The organism is Mesorhizobium sp. CAU 1741 (assembly GCF_039839275.1).
In the GTDB taxonomy this organism is placed as follows: domain Bacteria; phylum Pseudomonadota; class Alphaproteobacteria; order Rhizobiales; family Rhizobiaceae; genus Aerobium.
On record NZ_JBDOQP010000008.1, the window covers coordinates 108,708 to 124,165 of the forward strand.

14 protein-coding genes are annotated in these 15,458 nt (G+C 63.2%); 13 read left to right on the forward strand and 1 reads right to left on the reverse strand.

All coding sequences use genetic code 11. The features are described from left to right. Positions 1-19: 19 nt before the first annotated feature. From AAFN84_RS24455 to AAFN84_RS24495, 9 genes are all read left to right on the forward strand, one after another. Entirely contained in the window at positions 20-496 is a 477-nt protein-coding gene (locus tag AAFN84_RS24455; protein WP_347517353.1) for a type VI secretion system tube protein Hcp, read from the forward strand. A 62-nt stretch (positions 497-558) separates the two neighbouring features. After that, positions 559-2,595: a type VI secretion system tip protein TssI/VgrG gene (gene tssI, locus AAFN84_RS24460; RefSeq protein ID WP_347517354.1), complete on the forward strand. Its 2,037-nt coding sequence runs from the start codon at positions 559-561 to the stop codon at positions 2,593-2,595. Between the two features lie 43 nt (positions 2,596-2,638). Beyond that, positions 2,639-3,256, forward strand: coding sequence for a hypothetical protein (locus AAFN84_RS24465; RefSeq protein ID WP_347517355.1), 618 nt, complete (start codon positions 2,639-2,641; stop codon positions 3,254-3,256). A 61-nt stretch (positions 3,257-3,317) separates the two neighbouring features. Continuing rightward, entirely contained in the window at positions 3,318-4,454 is a 1,137-nt protein-coding gene (gene tssA / locus AAFN84_RS24470) for a type VI secretion system protein TssA (protein ID WP_347517356.1), read from the forward strand. A 38-nt stretch (positions 4,455-4,492) separates the two neighbouring features. After that, positions 4,493-5,008 (forward strand): type VI secretion system contractile sheath small subunit, encoded by a 516-nt coding sequence (gene tssB / locus AAFN84_RS24475; protein WP_347517357.1) that lies wholly within the window; start codon positions 4,493-4,495, stop codon positions 5,006-5,008. 3 nt (positions 5,009-5,011) lie between these two features. Further along, the gene (gene tssC, locus AAFN84_RS24480) at positions 5,012-6,505 is read left to right on the forward strand and encodes a type VI secretion system contractile sheath large subunit (RefSeq protein WP_347517358.1); all 1,494 of its coding nucleotides are present in this window, start codon (positions 5,012-5,014) and stop codon (positions 6,503-6,505) included. Positions 6,506-6,529: 24 nt separating this feature from the next. After that, positions 6,530-8,089, forward strand: coding sequence for a type VI secretion system contractile sheath large subunit (tssC, locus tag AAFN84_RS24485; protein ID WP_347517359.1), 1,560 nt, complete (start codon positions 6,530-6,532; stop codon positions 8,087-8,089). Positions 8,090-8,099: 10 nt separating this feature from the next. Next, positions 8,100-8,582, forward strand: a complete 483-nt coding sequence (gene tssE / locus AAFN84_RS24490; protein WP_347517360.1) for a type VI secretion system baseplate subunit TssE — start codon at positions 8,100-8,102, stop codon at positions 8,580-8,582. A 58-nt stretch (positions 8,583-8,640) separates the two neighbouring features. Continuing rightward, complete coding sequence (locus AAFN84_RS24495; RefSeq protein WP_347517361.1) at positions 8,641-9,453, forward strand: hypothetical protein; 813 nt, start codon at positions 8,641-8,643, stop codon at positions 9,451-9,453. A gap of 6 nt (positions 9,454-9,459) precedes the next feature. Here AAFN84_RS24495 and AAFN84_RS24500 read toward each other — a convergent pair whose 3' ends face one another. Further along, positions 9,460-10,110 (reverse strand): LysE family translocator, encoded by a 651-nt coding sequence (locus AAFN84_RS24500; protein ID WP_347517362.1) that lies wholly within the window; start codon positions 10,108-10,110, stop codon positions 9,460-9,462. A gap of 157 nt (positions 10,111-10,267) precedes the next feature. Between AAFN84_RS24500 and AAFN84_RS24505 the strand changes: the two genes are divergently transcribed. From AAFN84_RS24505 to AAFN84_RS24520, 4 genes are all read left to right on the forward strand, one after another. Further along, positions 10,268-10,849: a cupin domain-containing protein gene (locus AAFN84_RS24505; RefSeq protein ID WP_347517363.1), complete on the forward strand. Its 582-nt coding sequence runs from the start codon at positions 10,268-10,270 to the stop codon at positions 10,847-10,849. A gap of 71 nt (positions 10,850-10,920) precedes the next feature. Then, positions 10,921-12,210 (forward strand): 4-aminobutyrate--2-oxoglutarate transaminase, encoded by a 1,290-nt coding sequence (gabT, locus tag AAFN84_RS24510; protein WP_347517364.1) that lies wholly within the window; start codon positions 10,921-10,923, stop codon positions 12,208-12,210. Positions 12,211-12,270: 60 nt separating this feature from the next. After that, complete coding sequence (locus tag AAFN84_RS24515) at positions 12,271-13,716, forward strand: NAD-dependent succinate-semialdehyde dehydrogenase (protein ID WP_347517365.1); 1,446 nt, start codon at positions 12,271-12,273, stop codon at positions 13,714-13,716. Positions 13,717-13,835: 119 nt separating this feature from the next. After that, a complete protein-coding gene (locus tag AAFN84_RS24520) occupies positions 13,836-15,377 on the forward strand; it encodes an acetolactate synthase large subunit (protein ID WP_347517366.1) in 1,542 nt (513 codons plus the stop codon). Positions 15,378-15,458: the final 81 nt, after the last annotated feature.

Sequence of the window (15,458 nt, forward strand, 5' to 3'; positions counted from 1 at the left end):
CTGAAGACGGGAGACACTCATGGCGATTTACGTGAAGTATGATGGCATCGATGGCGAGGCGACGCACGACAAGCACAAGAAATGGATCGACGTTTCGAGCCTGCAGTTCGGCGTTGGCCGCGGAATCTCCACGCCGTCGGGCTCGACGGCCAACCGCGAAGCGAGCGAGCCGAGCATCAGCGAGGTGGTTGTCACCAAGATGCTCGACGCATCTTCAAGCAAGCTGTTCGTCGAATCGTGCACCGGCGCGGCCGGCAAGAAGGTCGAAATTCACCTCGTCAGCACCGGCAGCCCCGGCAACACCTATGTCGAATACACGCTGCACAACGCGCTGATCTCGGGCTACTCGCTGAGCACGGGCGGCGACCGGCCGTCTGAATCGATTTCGATCAACTTCACCAAGATCGAATACAAGCACATCCCCTACGACGAGGCCAACAAGGCAGGCACGCCGGTGACGGTGAGCTACGATCTGGCTTCGACGAAGAGCGGCTGATCCTGATTCCTACCAGGCGCCCGGCCCCAAGGTCCGGGCGCCCATTGAGGTCTGCATTCTGAATGTCCGATGCGCTAGTTCAGGCGGAGCGGTGGCTCACATTGGAGACCCCTCTGGGTCCGAATGCGCTTGTTGCGACGGAAGCCAGCGGCATTGAGGGCATCTCGCGGCCCTTCGATTTCACCGTCTTGGCACTTTCCACCGAATCAACGATTCAACCGCAGGATCTGCTCGGCAAGAGCGTGACGCTTTCGATGGCCAGGCCGGGCGGCAAGCGCCGCAAGGTCAACGGCATCGTCGTTTCCCTGGCCGGTGGGGAACTGACGCGCAGCAACTACCGGCTTTACACCTTGCGTCTCGCGCCAAGCCTGTGGCTGCTCGACAGGACGTCCGACTACAAGGTGTTCCAGGATCGGACCGCCGTGGAGATCGTGGAGGAATTGCTCGGCGATTCCAGCGTCACGTTCGAGAAGAAGCTGACGGCTACCTACGACAAGCGCGAATACTGCGTCCAGTTCGGCGAAACCGATCTCGCCTTCATGCAGCGACTGCTGTCGGAAGAGGGCATCTTCTATTTTTTCACCCACAAGGACGGAGAGCACAAGCTGGTGCTCGCCGACCATGCGGCCGCCTATGTGGATGGCCTGCAGGACAAGGTGGAGTATCATCAAGGCGATCTGGACTCGGTCGACTCGGTGCATCGCATGGAATTTGGCGCCAGCCTGACCGACGCGAAGTGGGCATTGGCCGACTACGATTTCACCGCGCCGCAAGCGGCGAGGGAAGGCGAGCGCAAGACCAGCCTTCAACCTGCCTCGGGCAAGAGTTGGGAACACTATCTCTACCCGGCCGGCAGCGTGAAAGATGCGACGATCACGCGTCTGGCCGGCGTTGCCGTCGATGCCGTGGAATCGGGCTTCGAAGTCGCCAACGGCGCCGGCACCTGTGCCAGCTTCACGCCGGGCCACCGCTTCACCCTCACCGAGCATAATGTCGAGGCGTTGAAGAACACCAAGCATGTGGTCACCGAGGTGCGGCACGAAGCGGTTGATAGGGCGCATTTCACCATCCGTCCGGGGATGGAGGGCAAGCCCTTCTATCGCAACAGTTTTACCGCGATACCATCGACCCGCATCGCACGCTCGCCTCTTTCGCAGCCCAAGCCGGTGGCTCGCGGTCCCCAGACGGCCCTCGTCGTCGGCCCGCAGGGACAGGAAATTCACACGGACAAATATGGCCGCATCCGCGTTCAGTTCCATTGGGACCGCTACGGCAAGAAGGACGAGAAGAGTTCCTGCTTCGTCCATGTTGCCCAGGCCATGGCCGGCGCTGGATGGGGCAGCCTGTTCCTGCCGCGTATCGGGATGGAGGTCGTGGTCCAGTTTCTCGACGGGAATCCCGATCGGCCGGTCGTGACCGGCGCCGTCTACAACGGTACCAACGCGCCCCCTTGGGCGTTGCCGGCGAACATGACGAAGAGCGGCTTCCTGTCGCGCAGCACGCTGGACGGCGCCAGCGCCAACGCCAATGAACTCTCCTTCGAGGACAAGAAGGGAGAGGAGAAGGTCCTCTTTCACGCCGAGAAGGACTTTGTGCGCGAGGTTGAAAACGACGACACGCTCGACGTCGGCAACGACCAGACGCGCACCATCAAGAACAATCGAAAGACGACGATTACCGACGGCAATGACGAGACCATCATCTCCCAGGGCAACCGGACGGAGACGATCTCGAAGGGAAACGAAAAACTGACCGTCTCGACCGGCAATCGCGAGGTCACTATCCACGGCAATGAGGCTCTGACGCTCAACACCGGCAACCGGACGACGGACATAACAAAGGGCAATGACAATTTGACCCTGGCCGCGGGCAATCATGTGACCAAGGCCTCGACCGGAAAGATCACCTTGGAAGCGACCGCCGGCATCACCCTCAAATGTGGAGGGAGCACGATCGAGATCACGCAGCAGGGCATCAAGATCAACGGTCTGCAGATTGCATTGAAAGGCGGCGCCACGGCCAAGATCAGTGCGCCCATGGTCGACGTTGCCGGGGATGCCATGGCTCAGATCAAGGGCGGTGTGGTGAAGATCAACTAGCCGGCGATGGTTTGCCGGCGTGAGTGCGGGATTTCGCAGCGACGTGAGGATTCAGACGAAACCGTTTGCCAAGGTTGCCGCAAGCACGGCAGCGGAAATCTGCGCGCGCGTCGACCTGTCGCCGGAGGCGCGGGCATTCCTGCTGCCGAACCTGTCCCCACAGGGCTATCTGGCGCTGCTGGTGGATGCGCAGCACATCGGGGACGCGGTCCGCTTCCTTGCCTTCGCCCTACCGGTGCGCGAAGGCGTCTGGTGGTCCTGCGTCGTGGCGAAAAACACGCTCACCGAGTTTTCCGACATCGACAAGCGATGCCTCGAGGAAGCAAGCGCATGGGTCTACGAGCCGGTGGAGCAGCGCCGACGCTCTTGCATGGTCGTCTCCGAATCAGCCAATTTCGAGGGCGCGGCGGCCTATGCAGCGCTTGCAGTGTTCTGGTCGGGGGGAAGCATGGCGCCGGAAGGCATGCCCGAAGCCCCGCCTGACCCGCGTCTGGGGCATATCGGGGTGGGCGCATCGATACTTCTGTCCATTACCGCCGGTGACCCGCTACGATTGCAGCAGCGATTCGAGGAGGCGATCGCGCGCGGCATCGACATCGCGAACGGCGGCAACGGAAATCTGGAAGGCGGCGTCGCAGCGGTCGGGGTGCCTTCGCAATGAATAGCCTCCCGCTTATCCGGCCCATCGCGCCGGACCACGAAATTGAAGGGGGTCGTCGGGCATGACGGCGCAAGTTATCGACATCGACGCCTTGCTGGCGCCCATATCCGACGAGAGTCCCGCCGGGGTCGATCCGCGCGCCGATGGTGCTGCGACCTCGCTTTACTATCGCACCAAGGACGCCCGCAATGCGGCGCGCTCGACCGAGCGTGCATCTGTCGAGATCGGTGCGCCGCCGCCGGACGAATGGTCCACCGTGCAGGAAACCGCGATGGAATTACTCGCCACGCAGGGAAAGGATCTCGAGATCGCGGCCTGGCTGGTCGAGGCTCTGGTCCGGCTCGAAGGGTTTCCTGGGCTGCGCGACGGCTTCAAGGTTCTGGCCGGCATCGCATCGACCTATTGGGAAGGCTGCTTCCCCGAACTCGACGAAGAAGATGGCGTCGAGGGCAAGGTCTCGCCGGTGTCGGGCCTCAACGGCGCCGGCGCCACCGGCACGCTGATCCAGCCGATCCGGCTGATCCCGCTGACCCGTGGCTCGCTCGCCAGCTATTCGCTATGGAGCTACGAGCAGGCAAACGACCTTGAAAAGATCGCCGACCCGACGCGCAAGCAGGAGCGTATCGACAACGGTTCCGTGACGATGGACCAGTTCACGCAGAGCGTTGCCGAAACGTCTGCGGCCGACCTTCACGCCACAGCGACCGACGTCGACGAATGCCTGGCGGCTCTTGCCGAGATGTCCGCGGCCTTCGACGCGGTGGCCGGTGTGGATGCCCCGCCGGTGTCGGCCTTGCGCGAACTGCTCGGCGAAATCAGCAGTTCGATCCGCCATTTCGCCTCGGACAAGCTCGCCACGATGGCGTATGTTGACACGGGCGACGACGCGGCGGGCGAAGCGTCCGTGGCGGAGGCGGGCGCGGAAGGCGGTACGGCGGCGGCGGCGCCGGTCCGGCGCACCGAGGGCTATGGCTCCCGCGAGGATGCCCTTCAGGAACTCGTCAAGATCGCCGCTTATTTCCGCAAGACGGAACCCCACTCACCGATCTCCTACACGCTGGAGGACGCGGTGCGGCGGGCACGCATGACGTTGCCGGAATTGCTCACGGAACTGGCGGAAGACCCCGCCCACATCCAGCGCATCCTCATGGCGGCGGGCATCAAGAGCGCTGCCCCGGAAGCGGCAGACGGATACTAGCAGACACGACCGACACTTAACTCGCAGAGGGAATGACGATGGCAGAGAGCGTTCAGAAGAAACTCAACCGGGTGCGGAAACCCCGCGTCCACATTACCTATGACGTGGAGACGGAAGGCGCGGAAGTTCGCAAGGAACTCCCTTTCGTCGTCGGCGTGATCGGCGACTTCTCCGGCAAGCCGTACGAGCCGGTCAAGCCGTTGCGCGACCGGAAATTCATCCAGATCGATCGCGACAACTTCGACGACGTCATGCAGCGCATGACGCCGGGCGCGGAATTCCGCGTCGAGAACACGCTGGCAGGCGACGGCTCCGAACTGGCCGTGGGGCTGAAGTTCAAGTCGATGGACGACTTCGAACCTGCTGCCATCGTCGACCAGGTCGAGCCGCTGCGCAAGCTTCTGGCCGTCCGCAACAAGCTGCGCGACCTCATGTCCAAGGTTGATCGTTCCGAAGAGCTGGAGACCCTGCTCGAGGAGGTCCTCCAGAACACCGACAAGCTCACCGCCCTGGCAGGCGAGCTCGGCACCGATTCAGAGAAGCAGGAAGGCTGATCGATGAACGCTGAAGCAAAAACAGAAACCGGCACAGCCGCCGCCACAGAAACCGGCTCGCTGAGCCTGCTCGACCAGGCGATCGGCGTCACCAAGACCGCCGAGCCGGACGAGATGCAGGATCTTCTGCGCACGCTGACGTCGGAAGCGCTTTCCGGCACCGTCACGTTCTCGAAGAACCTGACCCAGACCTTCAACAAGGCGATCGCCGCGATCGACGAGAAGCTGTCTACACAGCTTGCCGCGATCATGCACCACGAGGACTTCCAGAAGCTGGAAGGCTCCTGGCGGGGTCTGAATTACCTGGTCAAGAACTCCGAGACCAGCGCGACCCTGAAGATCCGCGTCCTGAACCTGAAGAAGAAGGATCTTCACAAGGACCTGACCAAGGCCGTCGAGTTCGACCAGAGCCAGATCTTCAAGAAAATCTACGAGTCCGAGTTCGGAACGCCCGGCGGTGAGCCTTACGGCGCGCTCATCGGCGACTACGAATTCAGCAGCGGCACCGAGGACCTTGAAGTGCTGCAGGGCATGTCGAACGTGGCGGCAGCGTCCTTCGCGCCGTTCATTTCGGCAGCCAACCCCAAGATGTTCGGCCTCGAGAGCTTCTCGGAACTTTCCAAGCCGCGCGATCTCGAGAAGATCTTCGAGAGCTCGGAATACATCAAGTGGCGCAGCTTCCGCGACAGCGAGGACAGCCGTTTCGTCACGCTGACGATGCCGCGCGTCCTGGCACGCGTGCCTTACGGCTCGGCCGGCAAGGAGATCGAGGAATTCCGCTTCGAGGAAGCCCCGCTCGCTGCCGACGGCAGGGCGGTGGGCATGGCCTCCGACCAGTTCTCCTGGATGAACGCGTCCTACGCGCTTGGCGGGCGTCTCACCTCCGCCTTCGCCGAACACGGCTGGTGCGTGGCAGTGCGCGGCGCAGAAGGCGGCGGCAAGGTCGAGAACCTGCCAAGCTTCACCTTTACCAGCGACGATGGCGACGTCGACCAGCAGTGCCCGACCGAAATCGGCATCACCGATCGTCGCGAGGCAGAACTCTCGAAGCTCGGCTTCCTGCCGCTGTGCCACTACAAGGGTTCGGACTATGCCGTGTTCTTCGGCTCCCAGACCAGCCAGCGTGCAAAGAAGTATGACAGCCCTGATGCCACGGCGAATGCGGCGATTTCCGCCCGCTTGCCCTACATCATGGCGACGTCGCGCTTCTCGCACTACCTGAAGGTGATGGGCCGTGACAAGATCGGCTCCTTCATGGAAGCGAAGGACTGCGAGACCTGGCTGAACGACTGGATCCGCAACTTCGTCAACGGCAATCCGGATGCCAGCGCCGACATGAAGGCGAAGTATCCGCTCGCGGAAGCCTCGGTTTCGGTGAAGGAAGTGCCCGGCGCACCGGGTTCCTACAACGCCGTCGCCTATCTTCGTCCATGGCTTCAGATGGAAGAGCTCACTGCCTCTATGCGTCTTGTCGCACGCATTCCGCAGATGGGCTGACGGTAGCCGGACACAAGGCATACGATGACTGACGAAGCGGGCCCCACGCTGCAGGAAGAAGACGTTTCTTCCCAAGCCGGGGCCCGTGTCTTTTCTGCCCTTCGCATCGACATCGTCGATGCGGCTCTCGCGCGGCCGGACGATGCGCTGGCAGAAACGCTGGCCGATTTCCTCGCCGGCGAAACTCGCGACCAGGGTCTGCGTCTCTGGTTCGGCGACAAGGCCCTCGATCAGGCCGGCGACGACCCGCGCAAGCTGAAGCACGTACTCGCGCGGGACATCGCCGCGATCGACCAGCTGATCGGCGCGCAGGTCGATGCGATCCTCCACGACCCCGGATTCAAGCGCCTCGAAGCGAGCTGGCGCGGCGTCACCTATCTCCTTGACGAGGCGGGCAGCGACGAGAAGGTGAAGATCCGCCTCTTCAACGCGACCTGGCAGGAACTCGCCCGCGATTTCGACCGAACGATCGAGTTCGACCAGAGCACGCTGTTCGCCAAGGTCTATAGTGATGAATACGGCATGCCCGGCGGCCTGCCTTACGGGCTGCTTCTATGCGACTACGCCATCCGCCACCGCTACCCTTCCGGGGCCGGCCAGGCGACGGACGATGTCGGGGCGCTGACCGGGCTGGCACAGGTCGCCGCCGCCTCGTTCGCGCCATGCGTCATCAGCGCCGCACCGGAGCTCTTCGGCGTGTCGACCTTCGCCGACCTGTCCCACATGCAGAAGCTCGACGCCGGATTCCGGATGGCCGAGTACCAGCGCTGGCGCAAGCTCCAGGAACAGGAAGACAGCCGCTTCCTCGGGGTGCTGCTGCCGCGCATCCTGCTGCGCGACCGGCACGGCGACAGCCATGTGCGCGAGGACGGGTTCCGCTATCGAGAGACCAGCGGCAACATCGATTCCTGGCTCTGGGGCAACGCCGTGTACGGCTTCGGCGCGGTGGCGATCCGCTCGTTCCGCGACTGGGGCTGGTTCGCCGACATGCGCGGCGCGCGGCCCGACGTCGAGGAGGCGGGCATCATAACCGGCCTTCCCGCGCCGGATTTCTCGACCATGGAGGGCATCGCTTTCCGGCGGCCGCTCGAAGTCGAGCTCACCGACAAGAAGCAGAAGGCGCTCGAGGAGCTGGGTTTCGTGGCGCTAAGCCCGTGCAGCTTCACGCGCTCAGCCGTTTTCCTCGGCATGCAGTCGCTTCACCTGCCGACGGAAACGCGCAACATGACGGAGAGCACCAACGCGCGGCTGTCGTCGATGCTTCAATACGTGATGTGCATCAGCCGCTTCGCGCATTATGCCAAGGTGATGGCGCGCGACCGGGTCGGGGCGTTCACCACCGCAACGGAACTGGAAAACTACCTAAACGAATGGCTGCGCGGCTATATGCTGGGCAATGCCGACGCCGGGCCAGAACTCAAGGCACGCTATCCGCTGGGCGGCGGCAGCATCAGCGTCAAGGAGACGCCGGGGCGGCCCGGCGTGATGAGCTGCGTGATGCATTTCCAGCCGCATTTCCAGTTCGACCACATGGTCACCGGCCTGCGTCTGCGCACCGAGATGCAGTCCGTAAGGGCCAACTGAGGAGATACGAGTGGCACGATCTCCTGCGAACCCGCCGCCGCGCCTGTCGCTGTTCGACAGGCTGCTGCAGGGCGACAGCATAGAAACCGACCGCAACGCCGAGCGCGCAATGCGCCAGGTGCGCGAGGGCGTGCGTCGCGACCTCGAAATCCTGTTCACGACGCGGCCGCGCTACGTGAGCATGCCGGCAGAACTCCCCGAACTCGGCAAGTCGATGCTGTCCTTCGGCATGCCGGATCTCCAGACACAGCAGCTCGCGACGCCGGCCCAGCAGGAAAATTTTCGACGCCAGCTCGAACAGCTCATCCGCCGCTACGAGCCCCGCTTCAACGACGTCTCCGTCGAACTCGTCGTCGGCGATGGCGAACTGGACCGGACGCTCCGGTTCAGGGTCAACGCCGTCCTCATCACGGATTCCATCACCGAAGCGATCAGCTACGACACGTTGATCGATCCCGTTTCAGGCGATCTCCTTTTGGTTGGGGATCGCTGAGCCGAGCGGCATCGTCGCTCAATCAAACCGACAGCTTGCACAAACAGAGGGGGCAACCATGCCAGGTGCAATCGATTTTGGCTCATTGGACAAGAGCGACGCGGAGGACGTGTGCTGGTGCGTCATCGAATCCATCGCAAGCGCCAACGACACCGCGTCTTCGATGATATCGGTGATTCACTTTCTGCGGGAAGCCTACGGCGTCGAGGACGTCGATGAACAGGTGATCCCGAATCCGGCCTTTCTGGCCAACGGTCATGAGGGCCGGTCCCCGAGAACCCGCAAATACATGGGCGGCAGAATGTGGACGGGCCTCGGCGGAAGTGCCGTCAGCCTTGTGGGCGGAGCCGCGTCCAGCGTCACCATGGTGGATGTCGGAGGCATCCTCAAGGAGGGTAGCGCCGTCGGCACGACCGTCGCGCACATGATGGGCGTCCATGCAGCCGGCAAGGGCTTCAAGCGCAGCGAGACGGTGACCCGTTGGGTCAATGCGATGCTCAAGGCCAAATCCGCCAAGCTTGGGGTGCGCGGCGCTGGCCTCGCGGGGGCGTCGATCCCGATCCCGGCTGTTGGCCTGGCGACCAGTATCGGAACTACCGTGGCCAAGCTGGGCATCAAGGTCACACTTGGCAAGCTGATCGCGCGCACATCCATGGAAGTTCATTGGCGCGCCTACCAGGAGACGGTGATCTCCGGAGCGATCGGCGGACGCGGCGGCAAGGACGGGCCTGTCGGTCCGGCGTCGGCGATGTTCTACGAGATATTCACCAAGCGCAGCTTCACCCGCATATTCGGCAAGTACGACACCGCGATGCTCATTCGCGAGCCTGGTGGCTGGATGGCATTGAACGACAAGCTGATGCTCATGTAGCGGGGCTCAACCCCGCCTTTCGAGCGCCAGCCTGAGGCCGAACCCGATCAGAACCGTGCCGGTCAGACCGTTGACGGCACGCGAGAAGTTCGGTTTTCTCAAGGCATTTGAAAACGGGCGGGTCGCAGCAACGACAAAGGCGAACCATGCTAGCCCCATCGCGGCATGGATCGCCGCCAGGGCCATGCTGAAAGGGACGACCGGCATGTCGGCCGGAATGAACTGCGGCAGGAAGCTGACATAGAACACCCCGACCTTCGGGTTGAGCAGGTTGGTGAGGACACCGCGCCAGAACCAGCTTGCTGCCAGGCCGCTGCTGCCGCGCATCTCCACCATCGCCTCGCTGCCTCCTGATGGTTCCCCGGGCCTGATCGCGGCCATCACCATCCGTGTGCCGAGCCAGAATAGGTAGGCGGCACCTATAGACTGCAAGAGACGGTAGCCGACTTCCGACACCGCGAGCACTGCGCCGAGCCCGAGCGAAGCAAGCAGTCCCCAAACCAGAACGCCGGTCACTACGCCGCCGCCCGCAGCCATCGCCGGTCGCGGTCCTTCCACTGTGGCAGTGCGCAGGACCAGGGCGGTGTCGAGTCCCGGCGTAATCGTCATCAGAGCGGCGGCAATCGAAAAGGCGACGACGGCGGAGGGAGCATCCATGGGAAGGATCCTTTGGCTGCCGGCAAGCTAGCATGGACGGCATCGACGCGTCACCGCCAGCGCTTCGCCCTTCATGCAGCGGCATGTAGAGGTACCCGTTGGAGACGTGTATAGAATATTGGCACATGCGAACGATTTCGAAGGGAGTGACTAGCGAATGACGGGCGACGATTTCGACGTCGGCACGCGGCTCAGGACGATGCGTGTGGCAGCCAAGCTGTCGCAGCGCCAGTTGGCAAGCCTCGCCGGCGTGCCACACGCACAGATCTCCAATATAGAGACCAACCGGAACAGTCCGTCGATTTCGACGCTACGGAAAATTCTGAGCGGACTCGATGTCAGCATGGCTGACTTCTTCGAGCCTGACCGGGGCACGCAGCCGGGTCCCTTCTTTGGCGCCAACGAGCTGGTCGACCTCACCTCGCGGATCGCCGCGCAGGGAATTGGCGGGGGCCGCATTTATCTGAGGCAGGTAGGCGACGCAGCCGCGCACAACCTGCAGATCCTCCACGAGGTCTATGATCCGGGCGCCGATACCGGGGAGATGCTGCTTCAGCACGTCTCCTCGGAGGGTGGATACGTCGTCGAAGGAGAGCTCGAACTGACGGTGGGAGACGAGGTGCGCGTCCTCACCGCTGGAGAAGCCTATCTGTTCGACAGTCGAACGCCGCACCGGTTTCGAAATCCATCCTCGGCCCGCACAATCGTCATTTCCGCCTGCACACCGCCCTACCTTTAAGGCCACAGAAATCCGATTGCTCAATATTTTATACGATGCTATTTCTTCCTGACGTTTCAGGAAGGTGATCCATGACAGCAGCCTCGCAACTCGCCACCCGTCAGACCGCAGCGGTCGCAGGCGGCGTCGGAACCCGCGCGATCTATGCGCAACGTGCATTGAACGCCGAACTGTGGGACGTCGACGATCGTCGCTTCATCGATTTCGCTGCAGGCATCGCTGTCAACAATACTGGGCACCGGCATCCACGGTTGATGCAGGCCGTCCGCGAGCAGGCCGAACTGTTCACGCACACCTGCTTCCATGTTGCGCCCTATGAAAGCTACATCCGCCTTGCCGAGCGCCTGAATGCGATCGCACCGACGGGCGCGGAAAACCGCACCATGCTGGTGACCACGGGTGCCGAAGCGGTGGAGAACGCCATCAAGGTGGCGCGCGCCTACACCAAGCGGCCCGGCATCATCGCGTTTTCCGGCGCCTTCCATGGCCGCACCATGCTCGGCATGGCGCTGACCGGCAAGGTTGCGCCCTACAAGAAAAACTTCGGGCCGTTTCCCGGCGACATCTACCACGCGCCTTTCCCGAACACATTCATGGGCGTGACGGTGGAGGATGCGCTCTCGGCGCTGGAACGCCTGTTCCAGGCCGACATCGATGCCGAGCGCGTTGCCGCCATCATCGTCGAGCCGGTCCAGGGCGAAGGCGGCTTCAACATCGCGCCGAAGGAATTTCTCCAGGCGCTGCGCACGATCTGCGATAGCCACGGCATCGTGCTGATCGCCGATGAGGTGCAGGCGGGCATGGGGCGGACAGGCCGGATGTTCGGTTTCGAGCATGCCGGCGTAAAGCCCGATCTCGTCACCATGGCCAAGGGATTGGCGGGCGGCTTTCCGCTCTCCGCGCTGACCGGCCGCGCCGAGATCATGAACGCGGCCCATGTCGGGGGGCTTGGCGGCACCTATGCCGGCAATCCGCTCGCGGTGGCGGCTGCCAATGCGGTGCTTGACGTTATCGAGGAAGAGGGACTGTGCGAGCGCGCGGCGATCGTCGGCAAGTGCATCCAGGATCGCGTGCAGACGATTTCCGAACGCCAGGGCATGGAAGCGATCGGCGACGTACGTGGCCTGGGCGCCATGGTCGCCTTCGAACTGGTCAAGGACCGCACGTCCAAGGATGCGTCGCCGGCACTGACGAACGCGATCGTCGCGGAGGCGGAAAAGCGCGGGCTGATCTTGCTTTCTTGCGGCACCCGCGCCAACGTGATCCGCATTCTCGTGCCTCTGACCATCGAAGACGATATCCTTGCCGAGGGTCTCGATATTCTGGAGGCTTCCATCGAGGCGGCCGTTTCCGCGGCCTGAAAACCCACGAAAGAACGGCGGTGCGCGTCTCCGCCCTCAGACATTGGCAGTTGGACAATCATGACCGAGACACACTATCCCGACACGCAACTCCTGATCGACGGCGAATGGCGCGGAGGCGTCGAAGGACGCACGATTCCGGTCGTCGACCCGGCCACGGGTGAAGAGATCGGCAAGGTCGCGCACGCCACCAAGGCTGATCTCGATGCCGCGCTGGCCGCTGTCGACAGAGGCTTCAAGGTCTGGAGTGCCACCTCGGCCTATGATCGATCCAAGCTGATGCGCAAGGCAGCGGACCTGCTTCGGTCTCGCGCCGATTCGATCGCTCTGATGATGACGCGCGAACAGGGCAAGCCGCTGCCGGAGGCCCGGATGGAAGTGCTTGCCGGCGCCGATGTCATCGACTGGTTCGCCGAGGAAGCCCGTCGCACCTATGGCCAGATCATCCCCGCGCGCGCTTCCGGCGTCACGCAGATGGCGATCAAGCTGCCGGTCGGCCCGGTCGCGGCGTTCACGCCGTGGAATTTCCCGATCAACCAGGTCGTGCGCAAGCTTTCGGCCGCGCTCGGCGCCGGTTGCTCGATCATCGTCAAGGCACCGGAGGAGACGCCGGCCTCGCCCGCGGAACTCATCCGCGCCTTCGTCGATGCCGGCATTCCGGCCGGTGTCGTCAATCTCGTCTACGGCGTGCCGGCGGAAATCTCCGAATACCTGATCCCGCACCCGGTGATCCGCAAGATCTCTTTCACCGGCTCGACTCCGGTGGGCAAGCAGCTTGCGGCCCTTGCCGGCCAGCATATGAAGCTCGCCACCATGGAACTGGGCGGCCATGCACCCGCGATCATCTTCAACGACGCCGACGTCGACAAGGCGGTCAAGACGCTTGCCGGCTCCAAGTTCCGCAACGCCGGTCAGGTCTGCGTTTCGCCGACGCGTTTTCTCGTACAGGACGGTGTCTACGACAAGGTCGTCGGGTCCTTCACCGAAGCTGCGAAGGCGATCAAGGTCGGTGGTGGTCTTGAAGATGGCGTGCAGATGGGGCCGCTGGCCAATGAGCGTCGCATTCCCGCGCTCGAGGCCCTGATCCAGGACGCCGTCGACAATGGCGCCGAGCTCAAGACCGGCGGACGCCGCATCGGCAACAAGGGCAACTTCTTCGAGCCCACCGTACTGTCAAACGTGCCCAAGAAGGCGCGCATCATGAACGAGGAGCCATTCGGCCCCGTCGCCGTTTTCAGCCCGTTCACGACCGTCGACGAAGCGATCGACGAGGCCAACCGCCTGCCATTCGGCCTCGCGAGCTATGCCTTCACCGGTTCGGCCGACACTGCGCACAAGCTTGGAATGCGCATCGAGGCAGGCATGACGACGATCAACCATATCGGCCTTGCCCTCCCGGAGGTGCCGTTCGGCGGAATGAAGGATTCGGGCCACGGTACCGAAGGTGGCTCGGACGCCATCGACGCCTATCTGGTGACCAAGTTCGTCACCAGGATGGACGCCTAGAAAATTGGCCGGGAGATCCTGTTCGGCTTTCCCGGCCTCACCCTCACCTTTTCGACGATAGCGATGACCCGCCGTAGCGAGCGGCTCGCAGTCCGAGTGCATTATCGGGAGACGACATCATGAATGGCGCGGACAAGCTGTGCGACGTGCTACTGGTCAACGGCGTTGACGTATGTTTTGCCAACCCCGGCACATCGGAAATGCACTTCGTCGCCGCGCTCGACCGCAAGCCCGAGATGCGCTGCGTGCTCGGCTTGTTCGAAGGCGTCGTCACGGCGGCCGCCGACGGCTATGCCCGCATGGCCGGCAAGCCGGCTTCGACATTGCTGCACACTGGGCCGGGACTGGCGAACGGTCTCGCCAATCTCCACAATGCCCGTCGTGCATCGACGCCGATGATCAATGTGGTGGGCGACCACGCCACATATCACCTGCAATACGACGCGCCGCTCACCAGCGACATCGACAGCCTCGCAAGACCGATGTCGAAATGGGTCGGCCGGGCGCAGGATGCCGCATCCATCCGCAAGGTGACGGAAGAAGCCTATGTCAGCGCAATGGCGCGACGGGGCGTGTCGACCATGATCCTGCCGGCGGACGCCGCCTGGGGCGAGGCACAGCCTGAAGACCTGTCACCGGTCTCCGTACCCGCCGCCGAACCTGCGTCCGAAGACGCCATAGCGGAAGCCGCCCGGGCCCTCACCGGCGGCAAGAAGGTCGTGTTGCTCCTTGCCGGCGACGCCTTGAGGGAAGACGCGCTGGAACACGCAGGTCGCATTGCCGTCAAAACCGGCGCACAACTCTACTCGCAGACCTCCGCGCGCAGCGCGCGCGGCGCCGGCCGTGTGCCGGTGCGCCCGGTCCCATACCCCGTCGACATGGCCGTCGCGGCTCTGTCGGAATTCGAGGTCGCGATTTGCATTGGCAAGGGACAACCCGTTGCCTTCTTCGCATATCCCGGCAAGCCGAGCCTGATTCTGCCGCCACAATGCGCCGTGATCGATCTCGGTGACGCCGCCTCAGATTTGCGCGGTACGCTGGAGCGGCTGTGCGACGCTGTCGGCGCCAATGGCGCAAAGCCCGTCTACGGCGTCAGGGCCGACTTCACTGAGCCGACGGGGCAGTTGTCTCCTGAGACAATCGGCCTCGCAGTGGCGCGCCGCATGCCCGAGAATGCGATACTTTGCGACGAATCGGTGACGTCAGGCCGCGGTTTTGGCCAACTCGCTCCCGGCTGTGCACCGCACGATCATCTGCCGCTCACGGGCGGCGCGATCGGCATCGGCATCCCGCTGTCGGTGGGCGCAGCGGTCGCCTGCCCCGATCGAAAGGTGATCCTGCTCCAGGCCGATGGCAGCGGGATGTACACCGTCCAGGGCTTGTGGACCCAGGCGCGCGAACAGCTCGACGTGGTCACCATCATCTTTTCAAACCGATCCTACGCGATCCTGCAGGGCGAGATGCGCAATGTCGGCGTCAACCAGTTCGGCAAGAACGCACGCGCGATGCTCGATCTCGACCGTCCGGAACTTGACTGGTGCCAGATCGCCCGTGGGATGGGCGTCGAAGCCGGCCGCGCCACGACGATCGAGGAATTCACACGTCTATTGGACGTTGCACTTTTGGGTGTGGGTCCGTTTTTGATTGAGGCGATGATTTGACGGGTGTTGGGGTTTGGGCTCTGGTCAAGGTGCGCTGAAGAGGCAGCAGCTTCTTGAACGCAAAAAGCCTCCGCGGCGTTT